The organism is Streptomyces sp. NPDC000878 (genome assembly GCF_053599695.1).
Genome location: NZ_JBSFMT010000044.1, coordinates 66,700 through 88,739 on the forward strand (window position 1 = coordinate 66,700; position 22,040 = coordinate 88,739).

Below are 22,040 nucleotides of genomic sequence, written 5' to 3' on the forward strand. Positions count from 1 at the left end.
GACATGAACGGAGACGGTCAGCCCAGAAGCCACTGGTTCGACGACGAGGCCGGACCGGTCGTCCGTCCGTACGCCATGACGCGGGGCCGCACCAGCCATGCGGCCCAGCACCGCCTGGACCTGATCGCGGTGGTCGTCACGGAGGCGCACGCGGACGATCCGGAAGCGGACCACATGCTGTCCCCGGAACACGTGGACATCGTCGAACTCTGCCGTGACGCCCCCCAGTCGGTCGCCGAACTCGCCGCCGAACTCAATCTCCCCATCGGCGTGGTGCGGGTCCTCATCGGGGACCTCGTGGACGAGGAAATGGTCCATGTGACGCGCCCCGTACCCCCCGCCGAGCTGGTGGACGAGAGTATTCTGCGCGATGTGATCAACGGCCTCCGGGCGCTCTGAGCAGCGCGGAAGCGGGGTAGAGACGTGACAGGCTGGCAGTTCTGGGTCGACCGGGGCGGTACCTTCACCGACATCGTCGCGCGGCGCCCGGACGGCGGCCTGCTCACCCACAAACTGCTGTCCGACAACCCCGCACGGTACGCCGACGCGGCCGTCGCAGGCGTACGCGAACTCCTGGGCGACTCCCGTGAGCCCATCGAGGCCGTCCGGATGGGTACGACCGTCGCCACCAACGCACTCCTGGAACGCAAGGGCGAACGCACCCTCCTCGTCGTCACCCGCGGTTTCCGCGACGCGCTGCGCATCGCCTACCAGAACCGCCCCCGCATCTTCGCCCGCCGGATCGAACTGCCCGGGCCGCTCCACGAACGGGTCGTCGAGGCCGACGAGCGCATCGCCGCCGACGGCACCGTCCTGCGCGCCCCCGACCTTGACGCCCTCGCCGGGCCGCTCCAGGAGGCCTACGACGACGGGATCCGAGCCGTCGCCGTGCTCTGCATGCACAGTCACCTCCACCCCGCCCACGAACAGGCCATCGGTGCCCTGGCCGCCCGGGTCGGCTTCCCGCAGATCTCGCTGTCCAGCGAGGTCAGCCCGCTCATGAAGCTCGTCCCGCGCGGGGACACGGCGGTCGTCGACGCCTACCTGTCGCCCGTCCTGCGCCGGTACGTCCAGCACGTCGCCGACGACCTCGAGAACGTACGGCTGATGTTCATGCAGTCCAACGGAGGCCTCACCGAAGCAGGCCAGTTCCGTGGCAAGGACGCCATCCTGTCCGGACCGGCCGGCGGCATCGTCGGCATGGCCCGCATGTCCCAGCTCGCCGGATTCGACCGCGTCATCGGGTTCGACATGGGCGGCACCTCCACCGATGTCTCGCACTTCGCCGGCGAGTACGAACGCGTCTTCACCACTCAGATCGCCGGTGTCCGCCTGCGCGCCCCCATGCTGGACATCCACACCGTCGCCGCCGGCGGCGGCTCCGTCCTCCACTTCGACGGCTCCCGCTACCGCGTGGGACCCGACTCCGCGGGCGCGGCCCCCGGCCCCGCCTGCTACCGCGGCGGCGGCCCGCTCACCGTCACCGACGCCAACGTCGCCCTCGGGCGCATCCAACCCGCCCATTTCCCCCAGGTGTTCGGCCCCGACGGCGACCAGCCTCTCGACGACACCCTCGTCCGCGACCGCTTCGCCGCCCTCGCCCGCGAGATCCGCGAACGGACCGGCGACGACCGCACCCCGGAGCAGGTGGCCGAGGGCTACCTGCAGATCGCCGTGGCCGGCATCGCCAACGCCGTGAAGCGGATCTCCGTACAGAAGGGCCACGACGTCACCCGCTACGCCCTCACCACCTTCGGTGGGGCGGGCGGGCAGCACGCCTGCATGGTCGCCGACTCGCTCGGTATCCGGACCGTCCTGGTGCCGCCCATGGCCGGTGTCCTCTCCGCGCTCGGCATCGGACTCGCCGACACCACGGCCATGCGCGAACAGTCCGTCGAGGCGCCCCTGGAACCCGCCTCCATGCCCGGCGTTCTCAAGACCGCCGAAGACCTGGAAGGTGCCGCCCGGGCCGAACTCCTCGCCGAGGACGTCCCCGAGGACCGCATCCAGGTCACCCGCCGCGCCCAGCTCCGCTACGACGGTACGGACACCACCCTGACCGTCGGGCTCGGCGAACCCGACGCGATGAAACACGCCTTCGAAGAACGTCATCGCGCCACGTACTCCTTCACCCTCGACCGCCCTGTGGTCGTCGAAGCCCTCTCCGTGGAAGCCACTGGCATCACCGAACCCCCCGATCTCTCCGCCCTCACCGCTTTCGGACCCCGCACCGCCGCGCCGGAGACGGCCGCCCTCCATACGGGCGGTGCCTGGCACGACGTACCCATGCACCGCCGCGAGGAACTGCCCCCCGGCGAGACGGTCACCGGCCCGGCGATCATCACCGAGGCCAGTGCCACGACCGTCGTCGACGACGGCTGGCAGGCCGCGACGACAGACAACGGGCATCTGGTCATGGAACGCGTGGCGGTTACGCAGAGTTCCGATCTCGGCACGGAAGTGGATCCGGTTCTGCTGGAGGTCTTCAACAACCTCTTCATGGCGATCGCCGAACAGATGGGCGCCCGGCTGGAATCCACCGCCCAGTCCGTCAACATCAAGGAGCGCCTGGACTTCTCCTGCGCCCTCTTCGACCCCGACGGAAACCTGGTCGCGAACGCGCCCCACATCCCCGTTCACCTGGGATCCATGGGGACGAGCGTCAAGGAGGTGATCGAACGCCGAGGCGACGGCATGCGCCCCGGCGACACGTACGCCGTCAACGACCCGTACCACGGCGGCACCCACCTCCCCGACGTCACCGTGATCACCCCGGTCTTCGGCAGCGAGCAGACGGCAACGCGCAGCGGCGACACGGAGAGTGACCGCATCCTGTTCTATGTCGCCTCGCGCGGACACCACGCCGAGATCGGCGGCATCGCCCCCGGCTCCATGCCGGCCGACAGCCGCACCATCGACGAGGAGGGCATCCTCTTCGACAACTGGCTGCTCGCCGAGAACGGTCGCTTCCGCGAGGCGGAGACGCTCCGGCTGCTCACCGAGGCGCCCTACCCCTCCCGCAACCCCAGGACCAACCTCGCCGACCTGCGCGCCCAGATCGCCGCCAACCAGAAGGGCGTCGACGAAGTCGCCCGGATGATCGACAACTTCGGCCTCGACGTCGTCCAGGCGTACATGAAGCACGTCCAGGACAACGCCGAGGAATCGGTGCGGCGAGTGATCGACACCCTGGAGGAGGGCGAGTTCGCCTACGAGACGGACTCGGGAGCCGTCATCCGGGTCCGTGTCTCCGTGGACCGCGAAAGGCGTTCCGCGACAGTCGACTTCACCGGCACCTCCGCCCAGCTCAGCAGCAACTTCAACGCACCCTTCGCGGTGGTCAACGCGGCCGTCCTGTACGTCTTCCGCACTCTGGTCGACGACGACATCCCCCTCAACGACGGCTGTCTGCGCCCGCTCGACATCGTCGTACCGCCTGGTTCGATGCTCGCCCCCGAGCCGCCGGCCGCTGTCGTCGCGGGCAATGTGGAAACCTCACAGGCCATCACGGGAGCCCTGTACGGGGCGCTCGGTGTCCAGGCTGAGGGATCCGGCACGATGAACAACGTCACCTTCGGCAACGAGCGGTACCAGTACTACGAAACCATCGCCTCCGGGTCCGGCGCGGGCGACGGTTTTCCGGGCGCGTCCGTCGTCCAGACCCATATGACCAACTCGCGGCTCACCGACCCCGAGGTCCTGGAGTGGCGACTGCCCGTCCGGCTCGACGAGTTCGCGGTACGGCACGGCAGTGGCGGTGCGGGACAATGGCGCGGTGGAGACGGGGCGGTGCGCCGTCTCCGGTTCGACGAGCCGATGACTGTCTCCACCTTGTCGCAGCACCGCAGGGTTCCGCCGTACGGTATGGCGGGCGGCGAGCCGGGCGCGCTGGGGGCCAACCGCGTGGAGCGTGCGGACGGCACGGTCACCGTGCTCGGCGGCAGCGACTCGGCGGACGTCGGCCCTGGCGACGTACTCGTCATCGAAACCCCCGGCGGCGGGGGCTACGGCCCACCGCCGACCGACCCCGAACAAGCAGGAGAAGAGATCGATGATCTTCGGGCGTTCTGAGCGCGGCAAGCCCCCGGTCGAGCCCGTCACGCTCAAGATCCTCGTGGCCGGCGGATTCGGCGCGGGCAAGACGACCCTTGTCGGCGCGGTCAGCGAGATCAAACCGCTGCGCACCGAGGAGCTGCTCACCGAGGCGGGCCGCCCGGTCGACGACACCAGTGGGGTGGAGGGCAAGCACACCACCACCGTGGCCATGGACTTCGGCCGCATCACGCTGCGCGAGGACCTGGTGCTGTACCTCTTCGGGACGCCCGGACAGGACCGCTTCTGGTTCCTGTGGGACGAGCTGGCCACCGGTGCCCTGGGGGCGGTCGTCCTCGCCGACACCCGCCGTCTGGAGGACAGCTTCGCCGCCGTCGACTACTTCGAGCGGCGTTCCATACCCTTCCTGGTCGGCGTCAACTGCTTCGACGGGGCGGCCCGTTACCCGTCGCAGTCCGTCCGGGCGGCGCTCGACCTCGACGCCAGTGTGCCGCTCCTGCTGTGCGACGCGCGCAACCGGGAGTCGGTCAAGGAGGTCCTCATCGGAGTTGTCCAGCACGCGATGGCGTACGCGGCCGACCGCCGCGCGACCGTCACCACCTGACAGCCCTTCACCACCCCCGCACGCGCACGGCCCGTACCCCCGCCGACCGGGGTACGGGCCGCGGTCCGAAGGCACGCGCGCGTGGACCACGTTTTCCGTTCCGAGCGGTGGCTCTAGCCCCGGCCGTCGTCCTCCCAGCCGAAGCTCTTCTCCACGGCCTTGCGCCAGTTGTGGTACTCGCGGTCGCGGACCGACGCCTCCATGGCAGGCGTCCACTCGACGTCCTTCTGCCAGTGCGACTTCAGCTCGTCGAGGTCGTTCCACACCCCGGTCGCGAGCCCGGCCGCGTACGCCGCTCCCAGGCATGTCGTCTCGGAGACCTTCGGACGGATGACCGGCACCCCGAGGACGTCCGCCTGGTGCTGCATCAGCAGGTTGTTCTTCGTCATGCCGCCGTCCACCTTCAGGGTCGTGATGCTCACCCCGGAGTCCTGGAACATGGCGTCCACGACCTCCCGCGTCTGCCAGCTCGTCGCCTCCAGCACCGCGCGCGCCAGATGCCCCTTGGTGACGTACCGCGTGAGGCCGGTGACCACCCCGCGCGCGTCGGAGCGCCAGTAGGGCGCGAACAGGCCGGAGAACGCGGGCACGATGTACGCGCCGCCGTTGTCGTCGACGCTCGCCGCGAGCGTCTCGATCTCGTCGGCGGTACGGATGATGCCGAGCTGGTCGCGGAACCACTGCACGAGCGCGCCGGTGATCGCGATGGACCCTTCGAGGCAGTACACGGGGGCCTCGCTGCCGATCTTGTAGCCCATCGTGGTCAGCAGGCCGTTCTTCGAGGGGACGGGCCGGTTGCCGGTGTTGAGCAGCAGGAAACTGCCGGTGCCGTACGTGTTCTTCGCCGTCCCCACGTCGTAGCAGGCCTGGCCGAACACCGCGGCCTGCTGGTCGCCCAGCGCGGAGGCCACAGGGACGCCCGCGAGCTGGCCCACACCGGTGCCGTACACCTCGGACGAGGACCTGATCTCGGGGAGGATCCCCTCGGGGACGTTCATCGCGGACAGGATGGACGCGTCCCATTGGAGGGTCTCCAGGTCCATCAGCATGGTGCGCCCGGCGTTGGTCACGTCGGTGACGTGCCGCCCGCCGTCCGTACCGCCCGTCAGGTTCCAGATCAGCCAGGAGTCGATCGTGCCGAAGGCGATCTCGCCGCGCTCGGCGCGGGCGCGCAGCCCCGGCACGTTGTCGAGCAGCCAGGTCGCCTTGGGGCCGGAGAAATAGCTGGCCAGGGGCAGTCCGGTCTGCTCGCGGAAACGGTCCTGCCCGTCGGCGCCGCCGAGTTCGTGGCAGAGCGCCGCCGTACGCGTGTCCTGCCAGACGATCGCGTTGTGGACCGGCTTGCCCGTGGCGCGGTCCCACAGGACCGTCGTCTCGCGCTGGTTGGTGATGCCGAGCGCGCTGAGCTGGTCGGCGCGCAGCCCGGCCTTGGCGAGCGCGCCCGCGACCACCGCCTGCACCTTCGACCAGATCTCGGTCGCGTCGTGCTCCACCCACCCGGGCTTGGGGAAGATCTGGCGGTGCTCGCGCTGGTCGACGGCGACGATCGCGCCGTCCTGGTTGAAGACGATGCAGCGGCTGGACGTGGTGCCCTGGTCGATCGCGGCGACGAACTTGTCCGTCATGACGTCCCCTTCGTGGGAAGCTCCGGAAGTCTGCGGCTCCGGCACGCGCGCGTGCGCGTCAGAAGGCCGCGTTGAAGACGATCCCCGCCAGTGCGGCGCCGATCAGCGGCCCCACCACCGGGATCCACGCGTAACTCCAGTCCGAGGTGCCCTTGTTGGGTATCGGGAGCAGGGCGTGGGCGATGCGCGGGCCCAGGTCACGGGCCGGATTGATGGCGTACCCTGTGGGACCGCCGAGCGACAGACCGATGCCGACCACCAGGAAGGAGACGATCAGGATCGATGTGCCGGACTCACCGAGCCCCTTGGTCAGACCGAAGGCCAGGATCGGCAGAACCAGCGCCATGGTCGCGATGATCTCGGTGACGAGGTTCGCGACGGGATTGCGGATCGCGGGCGTGGTGGAGAAGATCCCGAGCGTCGGCTGGGCGATCTCGTCCTCCGCGTTGGCCCGGAATTGGGCGAAGTACACCAGCCAGCACAGGACCGCGCCGAGGAAGGCGCCGACCATCTGCCCGGCGATGTACACGGGCACCTTGTCCCAGTCCCCGGTGTCGACGGCGATCCCGATGGTCACCGCGGGGTTGAGATGCCCGCCGGACAGCGGTGCGGCGGTGTACGCCCCGGCGAGCACGCCGAAGCCCCAGCCGAACGTGATGACGATCCAGCCGGCGTCCTTCGCCTTGGAGTAGTTGAGTACGACGGCGGCGACCACACCGGCGCCGAAGAGGATCAGAATCGCTGTACCGATGATCTCGCCGACAAAGATGTCCCCATTGGTCATGGCGGCTCCTAGGCCTTCGCCCGGGGCGGTCCGGCCCCGGTCGACCTTGCAGGGTGCGTTCCCATGGCTACTTCAGCCGAGGACAGGGAATTCCCGCGCCCCGCCCGGCGTCCGTGACGAGCGTGCCGTCGTAGCCGGATCGCCCGCATGGGAATGGCCCGTGGTGCGGCTGGGGCCCGCACGGCGCATTGCCTGATTACGCCGAGAATGTGCGGCGATGCCGACTGACACCGGAAGTGTTCTCCGACGTCCTGTGAGCGTCAAGGTCGCCGACGACAATGGTTGAGGCGCCCCTCACGGATGCGATGGCGGTTCCCCCGGAACTGCCTCCCTGCCGCCCGCACCCCGCCTGCGCGGGTGCCGGCCCCGACCCCCGCCGGATCCCGTGCCCGGGCAGACCTGCGCGGCCGAGCACCCGGCTCGCCCCGTCGAGGGCCTTCGCCGCCTGCTCCAGCGGCGCCAGGCATGCGGCGGCCTGCCGGTGGTCCGCGACGCCGCCAGGCGCGCACAGGACCGTCGCCAGGGACAGCGTGACGGCGTGTCCGCCCGCGTACCAGGGCGTGTCGAGAACGGGCCGCCGCCGCCCGTTCCGCCAACGCGGTCAGTTGGCCGTCGAGTTCGGGGTCATGGCGAGCCTGGGCCAGGATGTCGCCGCTCTCCGGGCGGGCCAGTATTTCCAGCGCCGCGACGCCGCCGGTCGAGTCGTCAGATTCACGACCGGCTGGAAGGCGAAACGGAGGGCGTCCGTCCAGGAGGGCACGGCAGCGTTTCGGCGCTCCAGCTGTACGCCAGGGCGCAGTTCACGAGGTGTTCACGCACGATTCCGGGCCGATCCCGGAGCGTGGAAGTCCCCAACTGGGCGCACACTCCATGCGTATGGCCCGCCCACCGGGGCCTTACCTTCCTCACCGCACCGCGATCACCGACGAACCGTGCCCGAACAGGCCCTGGTTGGCTGTGATGCCCACGCGCGCCCCCGCGACCTGCCGGTCACCGGCGTCCCCCCGCAACTGCCAGGCCAGTTCGCACACCTGTGCGATGGCCTGTGCGGGCACGGCCTCACCGAAGGAGGCGAGACCGCCGCTGGTGTTGACGGGTATGCGCCCACCCGGAGCCGTCGCGCCCTCCCGCAACAGCTTCGCCGCCTCGCCCTCGCAGCACAGGCCCAGATCCTCGTACCACTGCAACTCCAGGGCGGTGGACAGGTCGTAGACCTCGGCCAGGGACAGATCCTCGGGGCCGACGCCGGCCTCCTCGTAGGCCGCCCATGCGATCGACGCCCGGAAGGTGCCGTCCGTCGGCTCCACGGCCACCGCGGAGTCCGTGGCGATGTCCGGCAGGTCCAGCACCGTGGTGGGGTACCGCGGTGTCACCGTCGACACCGCCCGGATCCGCACCGGCTCCGCCACCCCCTGCCGACGCGCGAACTCCATGCCGGTCAGCACCAGCGCCGCCCCGCCGTCCGAGGTGGCGCAGATGTCGAGCAGCCGGAGCGGATCGGCGACCACCGCGGACGCGGCGACCTCGTCGGCCGTGACCCGCTTGCGGTAGCGCGCGTTCGGGTTGAGCGCCCCCAGGGCCGCGTTCTTCACCTTGACCTGCGCGAAGTCCTCCAGGGTGTCCCCGTGCACGGCCATTCGCCGCCGCGCGTACAGCCCGAAGTACGTCGGGTTCGTCGCCCCCAGGACCCGGAACCGCAGCCAGTCCGGGTCGTCGGGCCGGTCCCCGCCGGCCGGCCGGAAGAACCCCTTCGGCGCCGAGTCCGCGCCCACGACGAGCACCACCTCCGCGAGCCCGGCGAGGATCTGCGCACGCGCCACGGCGACCGCCTGCGCCCCGGATGCGCACGCCGCGTACACGCTGGTCACCCGGGCGCCCTGCCAGCCCAGCGCCTTGGCGAACGTCGCCCCCGCCACATAGCCGGGATAGCCGCCGCGCACGGTGTCCGCCCCGACGACCGAGTCGACGTCCCGCCAGTCGATCCCCGCGTCGGCGAGTGCCGCGCGCGCGGCGGCCACGCCGTACTCGGTGAAGCCGCGCCCCCACTTGCCCCAGGGGTGCATGCCCACGCCGAGCACCGCCACCTCTCCGGTCATTCCACCGCCCCCGTCGGTCGCCAGTGCCAGGTCGTCCAGGTCGTCTCCGCGTCCTCGTGGAGCACCCCCTGGACGATCTCCACCTCCATGCCCACCGTCAGATCGGCGACGGTGACCCCGGGAACCGCCTGTCCCAGCACCACCATCCGCTCGGACTCCAGCTCCACAGCGATCAACGCGTACGGTTCCCATGGAAGTTCCGGATCGGTCACATACGGTGACGGAGGCCGGTACCTGCCGTCGGTGTACGACCAGACCCGCCCGCGCCGGGACAGCGGCACCTCGGCCAACTCGCCGCCCGGACACCCCGGATTTCGGCAGTGGACGTCCTCCCGAGGAAAGAACACCGAGGCGCAGGCCGAGCAGCGGGTGCCGAGGAGCCGGAAACCGTCACCGTCCCCGGTGAACCACCCGGCGACCACAGGTGTGCGGGTACGTGTCACATCCCCTCCAGAGACCTGGATCTGACGGAACGTCAGAAGTGTGGCACGGTCACTTCGGATTGGGCAGCCGTCGCACAGAACCGGACACCCCGTCCGTGCGTCGTCGTATCGGTAGGGGCGGCCGGGGCCCACGGGGGTGGTTCCGGCCGTTCCTGCCGTTCGATCAGGCGAGATCGCATCGAATCGCTTCCGCGGCGAGATCCACAACTGATAAATGCAGGAGACATGACACGACTTCCTGTCGCAGTACGTGGCTTGATGACAGCGCTCGCCCTGCTGCTGGCCACCTCCGCTCCCGCCGTCGGGTCCACCCCGGAAGCCGGGGCGCCCGATGACTTCGTGGCCCTGAGGTCCGTCGACCCGACGATCATCCAGGAGATGCGCTACTTCACCCCGCACAACTTCGTGGGTGAGCCCATCGACGGCTACGAGCAGCCGATCTGCATCCTCACCAGGCCCGCGGCCGAGGCCCTCCACCAGGCCCAGCTGAAACTGCGCCCACAGGGCTACACGCTCAAGGTGTACGACTGCTACCGCCCGCAGCGCGCCGTGGACCACTTCGTCCGCTGGGCCGAGGACCTCGACGACCAGACCATGAAGGGCGAGTTCTATCCGGACGTCGACAAGACCCGCCTGTTCGAGGACGGTTACATCGCGGAGAAGTCGGGCCACAGCCGGGGCTCGACCATGGACCTGACGATCGTGAAGCTCCCGGCGGAACCGACCAGGCCGTACGTGCCCGGGGAACCCCTCGTGCCCTGCTACGCAGCCCAGAGCGAGCGCTTCCCGGACAACTCGGTGGACATGGGCACGGGCTACGACTGCTTCGACACCCTCTCCCACACCCTGGACCCGCGCATCCAGGGAGAGCAGCGCGCGAACCGGCTCCTCCTGAAGGACACCCTGGAGGACCTCGGGTTCGTCAACCTCGCCGAGGAGTGGTGGCACTTCACGTTCAAGCCCGAGCTCTTTCCGGACACGTACTTCGACTTCCCTGTTGCCGCGAGTTCCCTCTAGCCGGCGTCCTGAGGAACCCCCGGAAGGGCCCCGTCCGCATGATCGGATACAGTCCGCCGCGTGTCCGTAAATCAACTATCAACCGACAACTCCGCGCCGGGCTCCCACTGTTCGCGCTGCGGAGCGCCCTACGGAGAGGGCGTTTCCGGCTGGCCCCGCACCTGCCCCGCCTGCGGCACCGTGGCCTACCGCAACCCGCTGCCCGTCGCGGTGGCACTCCAGCCCGTGTACGACACCAAGGGCGCCGCCCTGGTCGTCATCACCCGAACCATCGCCCCCGCGCGCGGGGGCACCGCCCTGCCCGGCGGGTACGTCGACCACCGCGAGGACTGGCGGCAGGCCCTCGTCCGTGAGCTGAGGGAGGAGACGGGCATCGAGGCGGCGAGCCGCGACGTCCGGCTCGCCGACGCGATGAGTTCACCGGACGGGCACCTGCTGCTCTTCGGAGTCCTGCCGGAACGCCCCGCCGACCACCTGCCGCAGTCCGCCGCCACGGATGAGACCGACGGCTGGCACCTTCTGCGCAGGCCCGAGGAGCTGGCCTTCCCGCTGCACACGGTGGCCGCACGCGCCTGGTTCGAGGGCCGCTACTGAGCCCGCTCAGCGCCCGGCGAGTCCCCGCACGCGCACGGGGAGGGACGGCTCGCTCACGCCGTACTCCCCGTCCAGCTCGACGACCACCCGTCGCCCCTCCCAACGCGTGACGTACCGCTCGATGTCCGCCTCCTCCCACCCGTCACCCTCGTCCGGCACCACCAGCCCGCCCCCGGTACGCCCGAGGGCGGGCGCCCACGCCTCCAGCTCCAGGCCGCCGTCGGCACCCCGCACGGGTACGACGGCGCCCGCGCGGGCGAGCACCGGAATCCGCGACAAAGGGGCGTCGATCAGCACCTGACAGGGCCCCTCGTACGCCTGCTCCGTCACCGTGTCGTACCACCGCCCGCGCGGCAGCTGCACCGCACGCCGGTCCGCACCCGGGTCGAGCACCGGCGCCACCAGAAGACAGTCACCCAGCAGAAAGGCGTCCTCGCAGTCCCGCAGCGCCCGGTCCTCGGGCGCCCCCCACCACAACGGCCGCACATAGGGCGCCCCCGTGCGCCGCGCCAGATGCGCCAGCGTCATGAAGTACGGCAGCAGACGCCGGCGTTCGACGAGCACCACGCGCGCGTGAGCGAGCACGTCCGCACCGAACTCCCAGGGCTCCCTGCGCCCCGCCCGCAGACTCGCGTGCGTACGGAACAGCGGCAGGTAGGCGCCCAGTTGGAACCACCGCAAGTACAGCTCCGGCGACGGGCTCCCGTCGAAGCCGCCCACATCCGGGCCCGAGTAGGGCACCCCGCACAGTCCGAGGCCCATGACCAGCGACAGTGACGCGCGCAGCCCCGGCCAGCCCGTCGCCACGTCCCCCGACCACGTCCCTCCGTAGCGCTGCATACCGGCCCACCCGGAGCGGGAGAATATGAACGGCCGCTCCTCGGGCGCCAGTTCGCGCAGCCCCTCGTAGGCGGCCCTGGCCATGCACAGGGCGTACACGTTGTGCGCCTCACGATGGTCGCCGCCGTGCCCCTCCAGCGCGTGGCGGGCCGAACGTGGCAGGGTCGACTCCCCGAAAGCGGTGAAGGACGTGGGCTCGTTCATGTCGTGCCAGAAACCTGCGAACCCCTGCCCGAGCCGCTCCGCGTACATCCGGCCCCACCACGACCGCACGCGCGCGTGCGTGAAGTCGGGGTAGACCGACTCCCCGGGCCACACGACTCCCCGTACGAGCTGCCCGGACGCGTCCCGTACGAACGCGTCCTCGGTGCTCCCGCTGTCGTACACGGCGTTGCCCGGCTCGGCCTTGACCGCCGGGTCGACGATCGACACCAGCCGGATCCCGTCGCGCCGCAGATCCTCGGCGAGGACCGGCAACTTGGGGAACTCGTCCTGGTCGACGGTGAACACCCGGTGCCCGTCGAAGTGGTCGATGTCGAGATGGACCGCGTCGAGCGGCAGATCGCGCTCCTGATAGCCCGCGACGATCCGCCGCACCCCCTGCTCGCCGCCGAAGCCCCAGCGCGCGTGATGGTGGCCCAGCGCCCACGAAGGCGGCAGCGCGGGCGCACCCGTGAGCATGGCCCAGGTGTGCAGCACGCGCGCGGGGGTGCCCACCATCATCCAGCAGCGCATCGGACCGCCGTCCATCCGCAGCTCGCACGTCCCGGCCCGGTCGTGCCCGGAACCCGCGCCCTCCTCGCCCTCCCGCAGGGTCACCGTGCCGTCCCAGGAGGTGTCCTGGAACACCAGGTGGGTCGCCGCGTCGGCGACCACCAGCTGCACCGGCATGGTGATGTACAGCGGATCGTCGCCAGGACCGAAGGCTCGACCGGGATCCGTGTTCCACAGGCGGTACGTCCCATCGCGCAGCCGAAGGCCCGACGCGCGCCCGCCGAGCCCGAAGAACCGCGCGTCCGCGGCCACTTCGGAGCGCTGCATCCACCGGCTCGTACCGCCACCCACGGACTCCCACCAGCGGGGCGGCAGTTCCCGACGCAGGCTCACCCCTCCGGGGGTGAGCACGTCCACCGCACCGTGCCGCGAGACCACGACCGTCACCCGCTCGGCCACGACCCGCCAGCCACCGTCCTTGTCCGGCTCCAGCGAGGCACGGGGATCCGGCTCCGGACAGCGGCCCGCGAGCGCGTAGGACGGCTCGGGACCGGCCCCGTCCCAGCCCCAGAAGACCGCCCCGTTGACTGCGACGGTGATCCGCAGCTCGGCCCGAGCGAACCGCACGACACCCCCACCGGGTCCCGGCTCCACGTCCCGCACGGCCCCCGGCACCCGCGCGCGCTCGGTACCCCGAGGCGGCAGCCCGGCGGCGTCGGCACGCCTCCTGCGCCACGCGGCCCGTACGGTACGCAGCCCCTGAGCCGCTCCCGCCGAACCGACCGCCTTCACCGAACGCACCAGGTCACGACCGTCCATGCTGTTCAGCCTGCCATTGACTTCGGCCGATATACGTACCGTTCAGTATCCGTTCACCCCGGCAATGACCACATCTTCATCTCTGCGACACGACACCCGCGCGGCGCACCCTGGTGTCGGAGTCGATCAGATGGCATGGTCCGTGTCAGCCGTGTCACGCGCACAGTCCGGGAGCCGCCCCATGTCCACCACGAACCCCACGCCTCTCTGGCAGCCGGACCGAGAACGCGTCGCCCGGGCCCGGATCACCAAGTTCCAGGCCTGGGCGGCCGAACGGCACGGAGCCCCCGCCGACGGCGGCTACGCAGCACTGCACCGCTGGTCCGTGGACCGACTCGACACGTTCTGGCAAGCCGTCACCGAGTGGTTCGAGGTCGGCTTTTCGACGCCCTACGCGCGCGTGCTCGGCGACCGCTCGATGCCCGGCGCGGAATGGTTCCCCGGGGCGACGCTCAACTACGCCGAGCACGCCCTGCGCGCGGCGGACACCCGCGCGGACGAACCGGCTCTCCTGTACGTCGACGAGACCCACGAACCACGCCCGGTGACCTGGTCCGAGCTGCGCCGCCAGGTCGGCTCCCTCGCCGCCGAGCTGCGCGACCTCGGAGTACGCCCAGGAGACCGCGTGAGCGGCTATCTCCCGAACGTTCCGCAAGCCGTGGTCGCATTGCTCGCCACGGCTGCCGTGGGCGGCGTATGGACGTCCTGCGCCCCCGACTTCGGCGCCCGCAGCGTCCTCGACCGCTTCCAGCAGGTCGAACCGGTCGTGCTGTTCACCGTCGACGGCTACCGCTACGGCGGCAAGGAGCACGACCGTCGTGACACGGTCGCCGAACTCCGCCGTGAACTGCCCACCCTGCGCGCCGTCGTCCACATCCCGCTGCTGAGCACCGAGGCCCCCGACGGCGCCCTGGAATGGTCGGCTCTCACTTCCGCGGACGTGACACCCGTCTACGAACAGGTCGCCTTCGACCACCCCCTGTGGGTGCTCTACTCCTCGGGCACGACCGGCCTCCCCAAGGCCATCGTCCAGTCCCAGGGCGGCATCCTCGTCGAGCACCTCAAACAACTCGGCCTGCACTGCGACCTGGGGCCGGAGGACCGCTTCTTCTGGTACACGTCCACCGGCTGGATGATGTGGAACTTCCTCGTCTCCGGCCTCCTGACGGGTACGACGATCGTCCTGTACGACGGCAGCCCCGGCTACCCCGACACGGGCGCCCAGTGGCGGATCGCCGAACGCACGGGCGCGACCCTCTTCGGCACCTCGGCCGCGTACGTCATGGCCTGCCGCAAGGCCGAGGTGCACCCGGCCCGGGATTTCGACCTCTCCAAGGTGCAGTGCGTCGCCACCACCGGATCACCGCTGCCCCCCGACGGATTCCGCTGGCTGCACGACGAGTTCGCGCAGAGCGGGGCCGAACTGTGGATCGCCTCGGTCAGCGGGGGCACGGACGTGTGCTCCTGCTTCGCAGGAGCCGTACCGACCCTCCCCGTGCACATCGGCGAACTCCAGGCGCCCGGACTGGGCACCGACCTCCAGTCCTGGGACCCGAGCGGCAAACCCCTCGTGGACGAGGTCGGCGAACTCGTGGTCACCAACCCGATGCCGTCCATGCCCATCCACTTCTGGAACGACCCCGACGGCAGCCGTTACCACGACAGCTACTTCGACACCTATCCCGGAGTCTGGCGGCACGGCGACTGGATCACCGTCACCTCGCGCGGCTCCGTGATCATCCACGGCCGCTCCGACTCCACGCTCAACCGCCAGGGCGTACGGATGGGATCGGCCGACATCTACGAAGCCGTCGAACGACTCCCCGAGATCAAGGAATCCCTCGTCATCGGCGTCGAACAGCCCGACGGCGGCTACTGGATGCCGCTCTTCGTCCACCTCGCGCCCGGAGCCGTCCTCGACGAGGCACTGCTGCACCGCATCAAGCAGACCATCCGTGAACAGCTCTCCCCGCGCCACGTCCCCGACGAGGTCATCGAGGTCCCCGGAGTTCCCCACACCCTCACCGGCAAGCGCATCGAGGTCCCGGTGAAACGCCTTCTCCAGGGCAGCCCCCTGGAGAAGGCCGTCAACCCCGGCTCCGTCGACAAACTCGACCTGCTGCGCTTCTACGAGGAGCTGGCCCGCAAGCGCCCCTGACCAGCACCCTGGAGGAGCGGTCAACCACCGTAGGTGGCCTCGGACTCGACCAGTACGGTCGCGAAGTCCGAGGCCAGCCGCACAGCGTCGGCCGGCCGGAGGTCAGCCACCGCGATCCGCACCGCGGGCCCGGACACGAGCCGGAACCGCGCCCCGGCCGCGACCCACCAGCCGTACGACCGCAGCCCGTTCACCACTGCGGACTCGTCCGGCACGGGCACCCACACATTCATCCCGCTCGCCCCCTGGGCCTGGATCCCGTGCCGTTCGAGTTCCCGCAGCAGCGCGTTCCGCCGCAGCGAATACGTTTCCCGCGCACTCTCGACCAACGCGCGCGTGCCGTCGTCCGTCAGCAGCCCGTAGACGGTCTCCTGGAGCAGATGACTGACCCAGCCCGACGTCAGCAGCATCCGTCCGTCGTGCCGGGCCAACGTGGTCGGGTCACAGGCCGCCGCGGCCCACCGCAGATCGGTGCCGAGGAACTTGCTCACCGTGCGGACGTGCACCCATCGGGCCAGCCCGCCCGAGGCCAGCGTGTACAGGGGCGCATCCGCGACGGCGGACGCGTGATCGTTCTCGACCACGAGCACCTCCGGCTCCTCCCGGAGCACCGCGACAAGCGCGTCCCTGCGCGCCGCCGAGAAACACCCCCCGCGCGGATTCTGCGCGCGCGGGCTGCACACAACGGCCCGTGCACCCGTCCGCAACGCCTCTCGCAGCGCTTCCGGAAGCAGCCCCTCGTCGTCCACGGCAACGGGGACGTTGCGCAGCCCCAACGCGGTCACCAGGTCCAGCAGATGGTGGTAACCAGGGTCCTCCATGGCCACCGCATCGCCGGGCCGCAGCTCCACCGACAGCAGCCGCCCGATCAGATCCAGCGCCCCGTGGGCGAAGGCCACGTGCTCCGTCGGCACCCCGTCGGGCCCGAACCACTCCCGGACGACGTGTTCCAGCCGCGTCAGCCGGGGCGTCGCGCGATGCGACCGGGCACCAGGAGACAGGCGTGAGGGCGGCACCAGCCGGGGGAGCAGATCGGGATCCGGGTGCCCGCCGGCCAAGTCACGCAGCCCGTCCGGAACTTTGGGAGGCCGCCGCGAGGCAACCGCCGGAGCCGCCGCCACGACAGTCCCGCCCCGGCCGCGCGTGACCACGATCCCGCGCCGTCGGAGCTCCTTGTAAGCCGTCGCGACCGTCCCCGGACTCACCCCCAGCTCATCGGCGAGCCGACGCACCGGAGGCAGCGCGGCCCCCGGCCCCAACGACCCCTCGGACACACCTCGTTCGACGGACGAGGCAATCCCCTTGGCCGTCGTATCACTGATCCCATATTGTGTTGCCACGTTGAAGATTATGTATCAGTACATAAATCGAAGCAAGGGGGAGACGTGAATCCACTGCGCCGCGCGGCAGCCTGGACCGACCGCATACCAGGAGGCCTCGACGGCCGCAGAATGCTCCTGATCACCCTCGTCGACCGCATCGGCAGCGGCCTGTGGGCATCCGTCTCCGTCCTGTACTTCACCTATGTCGCGGGCCTCTCCATTACCGAGGTCGGCACACTCGTCGCCGCCGCGGGAGTCATCGGCATCGCCGGAGCACCCATGGGTGGCCGCCTCGCCGACCGCTTTCCGCTCACCCGCGTTCTGATCGCCGTCCAAGTGATGCGCGCCCTGGCCTCGTTCACCCTGCTCACGACCGACCACTACGCGGTGCTCCTCGCATGTACGGCCGTCGGAGGCTTCGGCGACCGCGCGTCGAGCGTCATCACGAAGCTCTATGCCGCCCGCGTCGCCGGCCCGGACCGCGTCCGCTATCAGGCAGTCAACCGGACGGCTGCCAACGCGGGCTGGGCCCTGGGCGGCCTTGCCGCCGCCGCGGCTCTGGCCCTCGGCACCACCACGGCGTACCGATGGCTTCTCGTCGGCGACGCACTCTCGTTCGTCGCCACCGCGATACTCACCCTCCGCTGCGCCGAACCCCCCTCGCCCTCCCGCACGGTAGCCACGTCCTCCGACCCCACGCCCACGACCAGACCGGCGAATCCCTGGCGCGATCGCACCTACCTCGCCTACGTCGCGACCGAGACCGTCCTCTTCCTCGACGACGCGGTCTTCAAGGTCGGCCTGCCCCTCTGGATCGCCCACACCGGCAGCGCACCGACCGGCCTCGCACCACTGCTGATGGTCCTCAACAACGTGATGGTGGTTGCCTTTCAAGTCCCTCTGGCCCGCTTCGGCGCCACCACCAAGGCCGCTCGTAGGCTCCTGCTCCCGCTGTCCGTGGTCTTCGCCCTGGGCGGCGTCACCATGGCCCTTTCGGCAACCGGTACGGCTGTCTCCGCGACGCTGTTCCTCACCGCCTCGGCCGCCGCCTTCACTCTGGCCGAGATGCTCCACGCCACCGTCTCCTGGGAACTCTCCGTCGCCCTCGCCTCCGACAGCGCTCAGGGCGCGTACCTCGGGGTCCACGGACTCGCACAAGCCGTCCAACGCAGCATCGGTCCACTGGCCGTCACGGCGGCCATCGCCACCGGCCCCCTCGGCTGGACCTGCTTCGGCGCCGGCATCGCTGTGACCTGCGTGATCCAGCACCGCCTTGTCCGCGACCGCCTGACCCGGGCCCGATTGTCAGTGGCCCCGGTTACTGTGAGTGAGCATTGATCGACTGCGCACAGGGGGAATCATGGCGAACACCGGGCACCCGACCATGCGGCGCGTTCTGCGCCGCGAAATCGCGGGCACCATCGGCCTGCTCACCGACGAGCACGACTTCCGGGCGATGCGGCGCTACCGCACCTTCACCTTCGACAACCACAGGGCCTACCTCCGCGAGGTGGAAGCTCTCCTGAAGAGCCTTGCCGCCCAGGGCAACCACACCACCGTCGCGCTCTTCGACCCCGAGGAGTACGCCGAGTTCTGCACCGCCACCGACCTCGACCCGGACGCCCCGTCCAGCCGCACCCGCTTCACAGCGGAACTCGCGACCACGGGCCCCACCGTTCCTTACGACGGCCGCCCCCTCGCGGAACTCGTCCCGGACCTCGTCGACGAGGCCGTCCGGCAGGCGACCTGGGAGTACGCCGCCACACTCCTGGCCCGTATCGGCGCCTGCGCATCCTGCGGCGAGGACATCGGACACGCGGCCTTCGCCCGTGCCTCGAACCTCCTGGTCCGCATCATCGACACGGCCCCGCAGGGAAACAGGCACCTCGTCTGCAGCGTCACGACACCAGCCGAAACACTGGTCGCCGTCCTCCACGCGGACGACGACAGTGAGGGCGCCACGGAACTCGACGAGGCCGAAGCCCTCGAATTCACCACGGTCCTGGCTCTCGGGATCGCCTCCCAGAGCCCCGGAGGCCTCGTCATGCGCACCACCGCCCCCGGCACCACCGACCGCATCTACGGCTGGCGCCTGCGCGGAAACGGCATCGAGCCCCTGACGGCCGGCGAGGTCTTCGACGCCTACTGCACCGACGCCGAATCAGGCGACCTGATCTCCCCGGAATCGGACGTCGACTACTGCACACCCCCCGACCTCGGAGGAGAGGAGCCCACCACGGGCCACGCTCACTGAACCAGCAACGGGCGAGGGGCGCCCCACACGAAGTGGGACGCCCCTCGGCGAACGGAACAGATCTGCACCGGGCCGATCTGTTCAACGACTCGGCGCCGACCGGCCGCCTACTCGCCCGACAGCACTGCCTGAGCAGCGTCGCGCGCCTCTTCGGCGCTGTCCGCGGCCCGGGCTGCGGCGGCAGCCCGCTCGCACTGCGCCAGCGTGTACTTGGCCAGCGACGCCCGCACATAAGGAATCGATGCCGCACCCATGGAAAGAGAGGTGACGCCCAGACCAGTCAGCACACACGCGAGCAACGGGTCCGACGCCGCTTCCCCACAGACACCACAGCTCTTGCCCTCGGCCCGCGCAGCATCGGCGGACAGCGCGACGAGGTCGAGCAGCGCGGGCTGCCACGGATCCTGCAAACGGGAAACCGCACCCACCTGACGGTCGGCGGCGAAGGTGTACTGCGCGAGGTCATTGGTCCCCAAGGACAGGAACTCGACCTCCTGGAGGATCGAGCGGGCCCGCAGCGCTGCCGACGGGATCTCCACCATGGCACCGAACTTCGCCCGCAGCCCGGCCGCACGGCACGCGTCCGCGAACGCCTTGGCGTCGGCTCGGTCCGCGACCATCGGAGCCATGACTTCGAGATAGACCGGCAGTCCCTCCGCGGCCTTCGCGAGCGCCGTCAACTGCGTATGCAGCACATCGGGGTGATCGAGCAGGGTCCGAAGACCGCGCACGCCCAGAGCCGGGTTCGGCTCGTCGGCCGGCGTCAGAAAGTCCAGCGGCTTGTCCGCGCCCGCGTCGAGCACCCGAACGACGACACGCCCCTCGGGGAACGCTTCGAGAACCTGCCGGTACGCGTCGATCTGCTTCGCCTCGGACGGCGCGCTCTTGCTGTCGTCCAGGAACAGGAACTCGGTACGGAAGAGACCGACGCCCTCGGCCCCGGCCTCGACGGCAGCCGGTACGTCGGCAGGCCCGCCGACGTTCGCCAGCAGCGGCACCTTGTGACCGTCGGAGGTGGCTCCGGGCCCGGTCGAGGCTGCCAGCGCAGCCTTGCGCTGGGCTGCTGCCGCCTCCAACTGCGCCTTCTTCTCCGCACTGGGTTCCACGAAGATCTCGCCCGTGCTGCCGTCCACGGCGATCACCGTGCCCTCGGCCAGCTCACCCGCACCGGGCAAGGCCACCACGGCGGGGACACCGAGGGCCCTTGCCAGGATCGCGCTGTGGCTGGTCGGCCCACCTTCCTCGGTGACGAAGCCGAGCACCAGCGTGGGATCCAGCAGTGCGGTGTCTGCGGGTGCGAGGTCACGGGCAATAAGGACGTACGGCTCGTCACTGTCGGGGACGCCGGGCATGGGCACCCCGAGCAGACGGGCGACGATACGATTCCGCACGTCGTCGAGGTCGGCCACACGACCGGCGAGGTACTCCCCGGCACCCGCGAGCAGAGCGCGGTAGGCGGCGAACGCGTCGTACACAGCGCGCTCGGCCGTACTCCCGACCGCTATTCGCCGGTCCACGTCCGCCATCAGTTCGGGGTCCTGGGCCATCATGGCCTGCGCTTCGAGCACCGCCTGGGCTTCCCCGCCGGCCAGATTGCCGCGCGCATTCAGGTCTGCGGCCACAGCATCCACGGCCTGGCGGGCGCGCCCCTGTTCGCGCTCCGCGTCCTCGGCCGGAATCTGCTTCGCAGGCGGTTCGAGCACCGCCGTTCCCATGTGCCGAACCTCGCCGATCGCCACACCGTGGCTCACACCGACGCCTCGCAGCGTTGTCTCCATCTCACCCGTCTCCGTTAGTGCGGCGGGTCCCGCCGCCGCGGTGGTTGTCCTGCCTGCCGTCATCGTCCGGCTGACGTCACTGCCAACCGAAGAGGCTGTCGCCGGCCTTCACGGCGCCGTCTTCGATGAGATCGGAGAGGGAATCGGCGGTGGCTTCGAGCGCCACGATCGGGCACACCGGCGACTTGCCGGCGGCTTCGACCGCGGCCGGGTTCCAGCGCACCACGCTCTGACCACGCGTCACGGTGTCGCCCTTGTTGACGAGCAGCTCGAAGCCCTCGCCATTGAGCTGGACGGTGTCGATACCAAGGTGGGTGAGTACACCGTGGCCCTCGTCGTCCACGACGACGAAGGCATGCGGGTGGAGCGAGACGATGACTCCGGACACAGGGGCGACGGCCTCCGAGGGTTCACGCAGGGGGTCGATCGCGGTGCCGGGGCCGACCATGGCCCCGGAGAAGACCGGATCCGGCACAGCGGCCAGTCCGATGGCGCGTCCAGCAAGAGGGGACGTCACGGTGGTCAAGGGAAGCCTCCCGGGGGTGGAGATTCATACCGGCCGTCACTGCCTGTCCCGGACGGCACACTGTTGAGCAGCGTATGTCATATGAAGTGCCGGTTCCGTACGAGAGGCGCTGGTTGACGTCCGTAGGGCACCACGAAATCGATTTGCGTGTGCTCCGAGCGCCCGTGTACAGTCGTACTCCTGCTTGAGGCCGAGCGACGCGATCAAGTGCCTTTGCCTGGCAGCATCCAACTTGTCAGATCCTATCCCAGGGTCTCGTTCTGCATGCCTGCTGAACGGTGGTCAGGGAGACAGAAAAACACTGATAGAGTTTGGGACACCGAAGGGAAGCCCGGAGGAAAGCCCGAGAGGGTGAGTACGAAGGAAGCGTCCGTTCCTTGAGAACTCAACAGCGTGCCAAAAATCAACGCCAG

At 70.0% G+C, this 22,040-nt stretch carries 16 protein-coding genes and 1 pseudogene; 8 read left to right on the forward strand and 9 right to left on the reverse strand.

The window, feature by feature from the left end:
• Window positions 1–3: 3 nt before the first annotated feature.
• Genes ACWDR4_RS31540 through ACWDR4_RS31550 form a run of 3 tightly spaced genes read left to right on the forward strand, consistent with a single transcriptional unit; the run spans window position 4 to window position 4,657 of the window.
• Complete coding sequence (locus ACWDR4_RS31540) at window positions 4–399, forward strand: DUF742 domain-containing protein (RefSeq protein WP_450413513.1); 396 nt, start codon at window positions 4–6, stop codon at window positions 397–399.
• Between the two features lie 24 nt (window positions 400–423).
• Window positions 424–4,071, forward strand: coding sequence for a hydantoinase B/oxoprolinase family protein (locus tag ACWDR4_RS31545; RefSeq protein ID WP_450413514.1), 3,648 nt, complete (start codon window positions 424–426; stop codon window positions 4,069–4,071).
• Window positions 4,052–4,657, forward strand: coding sequence for a GTP-binding protein (locus ACWDR4_RS31550; RefSeq protein WP_450413515.1), 606 nt, complete (start codon window positions 4,052–4,054; stop codon window positions 4,655–4,657). Before ACWDR4_RS31545 ends, ACWDR4_RS31550 begins: the two co-directional genes overlap by 20 nt.
• Before the next feature lie 113 nt (window positions 4,658–4,770).
• Here ACWDR4_RS31550 and glpK read toward each other — a convergent pair whose 3' ends face one another.
• The 5 genes and pseudogenes from glpK to ACWDR4_RS31575 all read right to left on the reverse strand — a co-directional run bounded on the left by glpK (window position 4,771) and on the right by ACWDR4_RS31575 (window position 9,584).
• Complete coding sequence (glpK, locus tag ACWDR4_RS31555; RefSeq protein ID WP_450413516.1) at window positions 4,771–6,282, reverse strand: glycerol kinase GlpK; 1,512 nt, start codon at window positions 6,280–6,282, stop codon at window positions 4,771–4,773.
• A gap of 58 nt (window positions 6,283–6,340) precedes the next feature.
• Window positions 6,341–7,066: an MIP/aquaporin family protein gene (locus ACWDR4_RS31560; RefSeq protein WP_450413517.1), complete on the reverse strand. Its 726-nt coding sequence runs from the start codon at window positions 7,064–7,066 to the stop codon at window positions 6,341–6,343.
• A gap of 569 nt (window positions 7,067–7,635) precedes the next feature.
• Window positions 7,636–7,826 (reverse strand): annotated as a pseudogene (locus tag ACWDR4_RS31565) (diguanylate cyclase); the annotation flags it as partial.
• 145 nt (window positions 7,827–7,971) lie between these two features.
• Window positions 7,972–9,162 (reverse strand): lipid-transfer protein, encoded by a 1,191-nt coding sequence (locus tag ACWDR4_RS31570; protein WP_450413518.1) that lies wholly within the window; start codon window positions 9,160–9,162, stop codon window positions 7,972–7,974.
• Entirely contained in the window at window positions 9,159–9,584 is a 426-nt protein-coding gene (locus tag ACWDR4_RS31575; RefSeq protein ID WP_450413532.1) for a Zn-ribbon domain-containing OB-fold protein, read from the reverse strand. Before ACWDR4_RS31575 ends, ACWDR4_RS31570 begins: the two co-directional genes overlap by 4 nt.
• 246 nt (window positions 9,585–9,830) lie before the next feature.
• On the opposite strand from ACWDR4_RS31575, the gene ACWDR4_RS31580 reads away from it, so the two are divergent.
• Window positions 9,831–10,622, forward strand: a complete 792-nt coding sequence (locus ACWDR4_RS31580) for a M15 family metallopeptidase (RefSeq protein ID WP_450413519.1) — start codon at window positions 9,831–9,833, stop codon at window positions 10,620–10,622.
• Window positions 10,623–10,682: 60 nt separating this feature from the next.
• Complete coding sequence (locus ACWDR4_RS31585; protein ID WP_450413520.1) at window positions 10,683–11,216, forward strand: NUDIX domain-containing protein; 534 nt, start codon at window positions 10,683–10,685, stop codon at window positions 11,214–11,216.
• Between the two features lie 6 nt (window positions 11,217–11,222).
• Here the strand turns inward: ACWDR4_RS31585 and ACWDR4_RS31590 are convergent, their stop codons facing one another.
• Entirely contained in the window at window positions 11,223–13,589 is a 2,367-nt protein-coding gene (locus ACWDR4_RS31590; protein ID WP_450413521.1) for a glycoside hydrolase family 31 protein, read from the reverse strand.
• Between the two features lie 181 nt (window positions 13,590–13,770).
• On the opposite strand from ACWDR4_RS31590, the gene ACWDR4_RS31595 reads away from it, so the two are divergent.
• Window positions 13,771–15,747, forward strand: a complete 1,977-nt coding sequence (locus tag ACWDR4_RS31595) for an acetoacetate--CoA ligase (protein ID WP_450413522.1) — start codon at window positions 13,771–13,773, stop codon at window positions 15,745–15,747.
• A gap of 20 nt (window positions 15,748–15,767) precedes the next feature.
• Here the strand turns inward: ACWDR4_RS31595 and ACWDR4_RS31600 are convergent, their stop codons facing one another.
• Complete coding sequence (locus ACWDR4_RS31600) at window positions 15,768–17,087, reverse strand: aminotransferase class I/II-fold pyridoxal phosphate-dependent enzyme (protein ID WP_450413523.1); 1,320 nt, start codon at window positions 17,085–17,087, stop codon at window positions 15,768–15,770.
• A gap of 45 nt (window positions 17,088–17,132) precedes the next feature.
• Here ACWDR4_RS31600 and ACWDR4_RS31605 point away from each other — a divergent pair, with 45 nt between their 5' ends.
• Together ACWDR4_RS31605 and ACWDR4_RS31610 are read left to right on the forward strand one after the other, a co-directional pair.
• Window positions 17,133–18,407, forward strand: coding sequence for an MFS transporter (locus ACWDR4_RS31605; RefSeq protein ID WP_450413524.1), 1,275 nt, complete (start codon window positions 17,133–17,135; stop codon window positions 18,405–18,407).
• 22 nt (window positions 18,408–18,429) lie between these two features.
• On the forward strand, window positions 18,430–19,323 hold the full coding sequence (locus tag ACWDR4_RS31610; RefSeq protein ID WP_450413525.1) for a hypothetical protein: 894 nt from the start codon (window positions 18,430–18,432) through the stop codon (window positions 19,321–19,323).
• 107 nt (window positions 19,324–19,430) lie between these two features.
• Here the strand turns inward: ACWDR4_RS31610 and ptsP are convergent, their stop codons facing one another.
• Window positions 19,431–21,101, reverse strand: a complete 1,671-nt coding sequence (gene ptsP / locus ACWDR4_RS31615) for a phosphoenolpyruvate--protein phosphotransferase (protein WP_450413526.1) — start codon at window positions 21,099–21,101, stop codon at window positions 19,431–19,433.
• Between the two features lie 76 nt (window positions 21,102–21,177).
• Window positions 21,178–21,627 (reverse strand): PTS sugar transporter subunit IIA, encoded by a 450-nt coding sequence (locus ACWDR4_RS31620; protein WP_450413527.1) that lies wholly within the window; start codon window positions 21,625–21,627, stop codon window positions 21,178–21,180.
• Window positions 21,628–22,040: the final 413 nt, after the last annotated feature.

Coding starts and splice junctions, on each gene's coding strand:
- ACWDR4_RS31570 (WP_450413518.1), bottom strand. CDS start 9,162: ATGACCGGAGAGGTGGCGGTGCTCGGCGTGGGCATGCACCCCTGGGGC.
- ACWDR4_RS31580 (WP_450413519.1), top strand. CDS start 9,831: ATGACACGACTTCCTGTCGCAGTACGTGGCTTGATGACAGCGCTCGCC.
- glpK (WP_450413516.1), bottom strand. CDS start 6,282: ATGACGGACAAGTTCGTCGCCGCGATCGACCAGGGCACCACGTCCAGC.
- ACWDR4_RS31590 (WP_450413521.1), bottom strand. CDS start 13,589: ATGGACGGTCGTGACCTGGTGCGTTCGGTGAAGGCGGTCGGTTCGGCG.
- ACWDR4_RS31550 (WP_450413515.1), top strand. CDS start 4,052: ATGATCTTCGGGCGTTCTGAGCGCGGCAAGCCCCCGGTCGAGCCCGTC.
- ACWDR4_RS31560 (WP_450413517.1), bottom strand. CDS start 7,066: ATGACCAATGGGGACATCTTTGTCGGCGAGATCATCGGTACAGCGATT.
- ACWDR4_RS31540 (WP_450413513.1), top strand. CDS start 4: ATGAACGGAGACGGTCAGCCCAGAAGCCACTGGTTCGACGACGAGGCC.
- ptsP (WP_450413526.1), bottom strand. CDS start 21,101: ATGGAGACAACGCTGCGAGGCGTCGGTGTGAGCCACGGTGTGGCGATC.
- ACWDR4_RS31595 (WP_450413522.1), top strand. CDS start 13,771: ATGTCCACCACGAACCCCACGCCTCTCTGGCAGCCGGACCGAGAACGC.
- ACWDR4_RS31610 (WP_450413525.1), top strand. CDS start 18,430: ATGGCGAACACCGGGCACCCGACCATGCGGCGCGTTCTGCGCCGCGAA.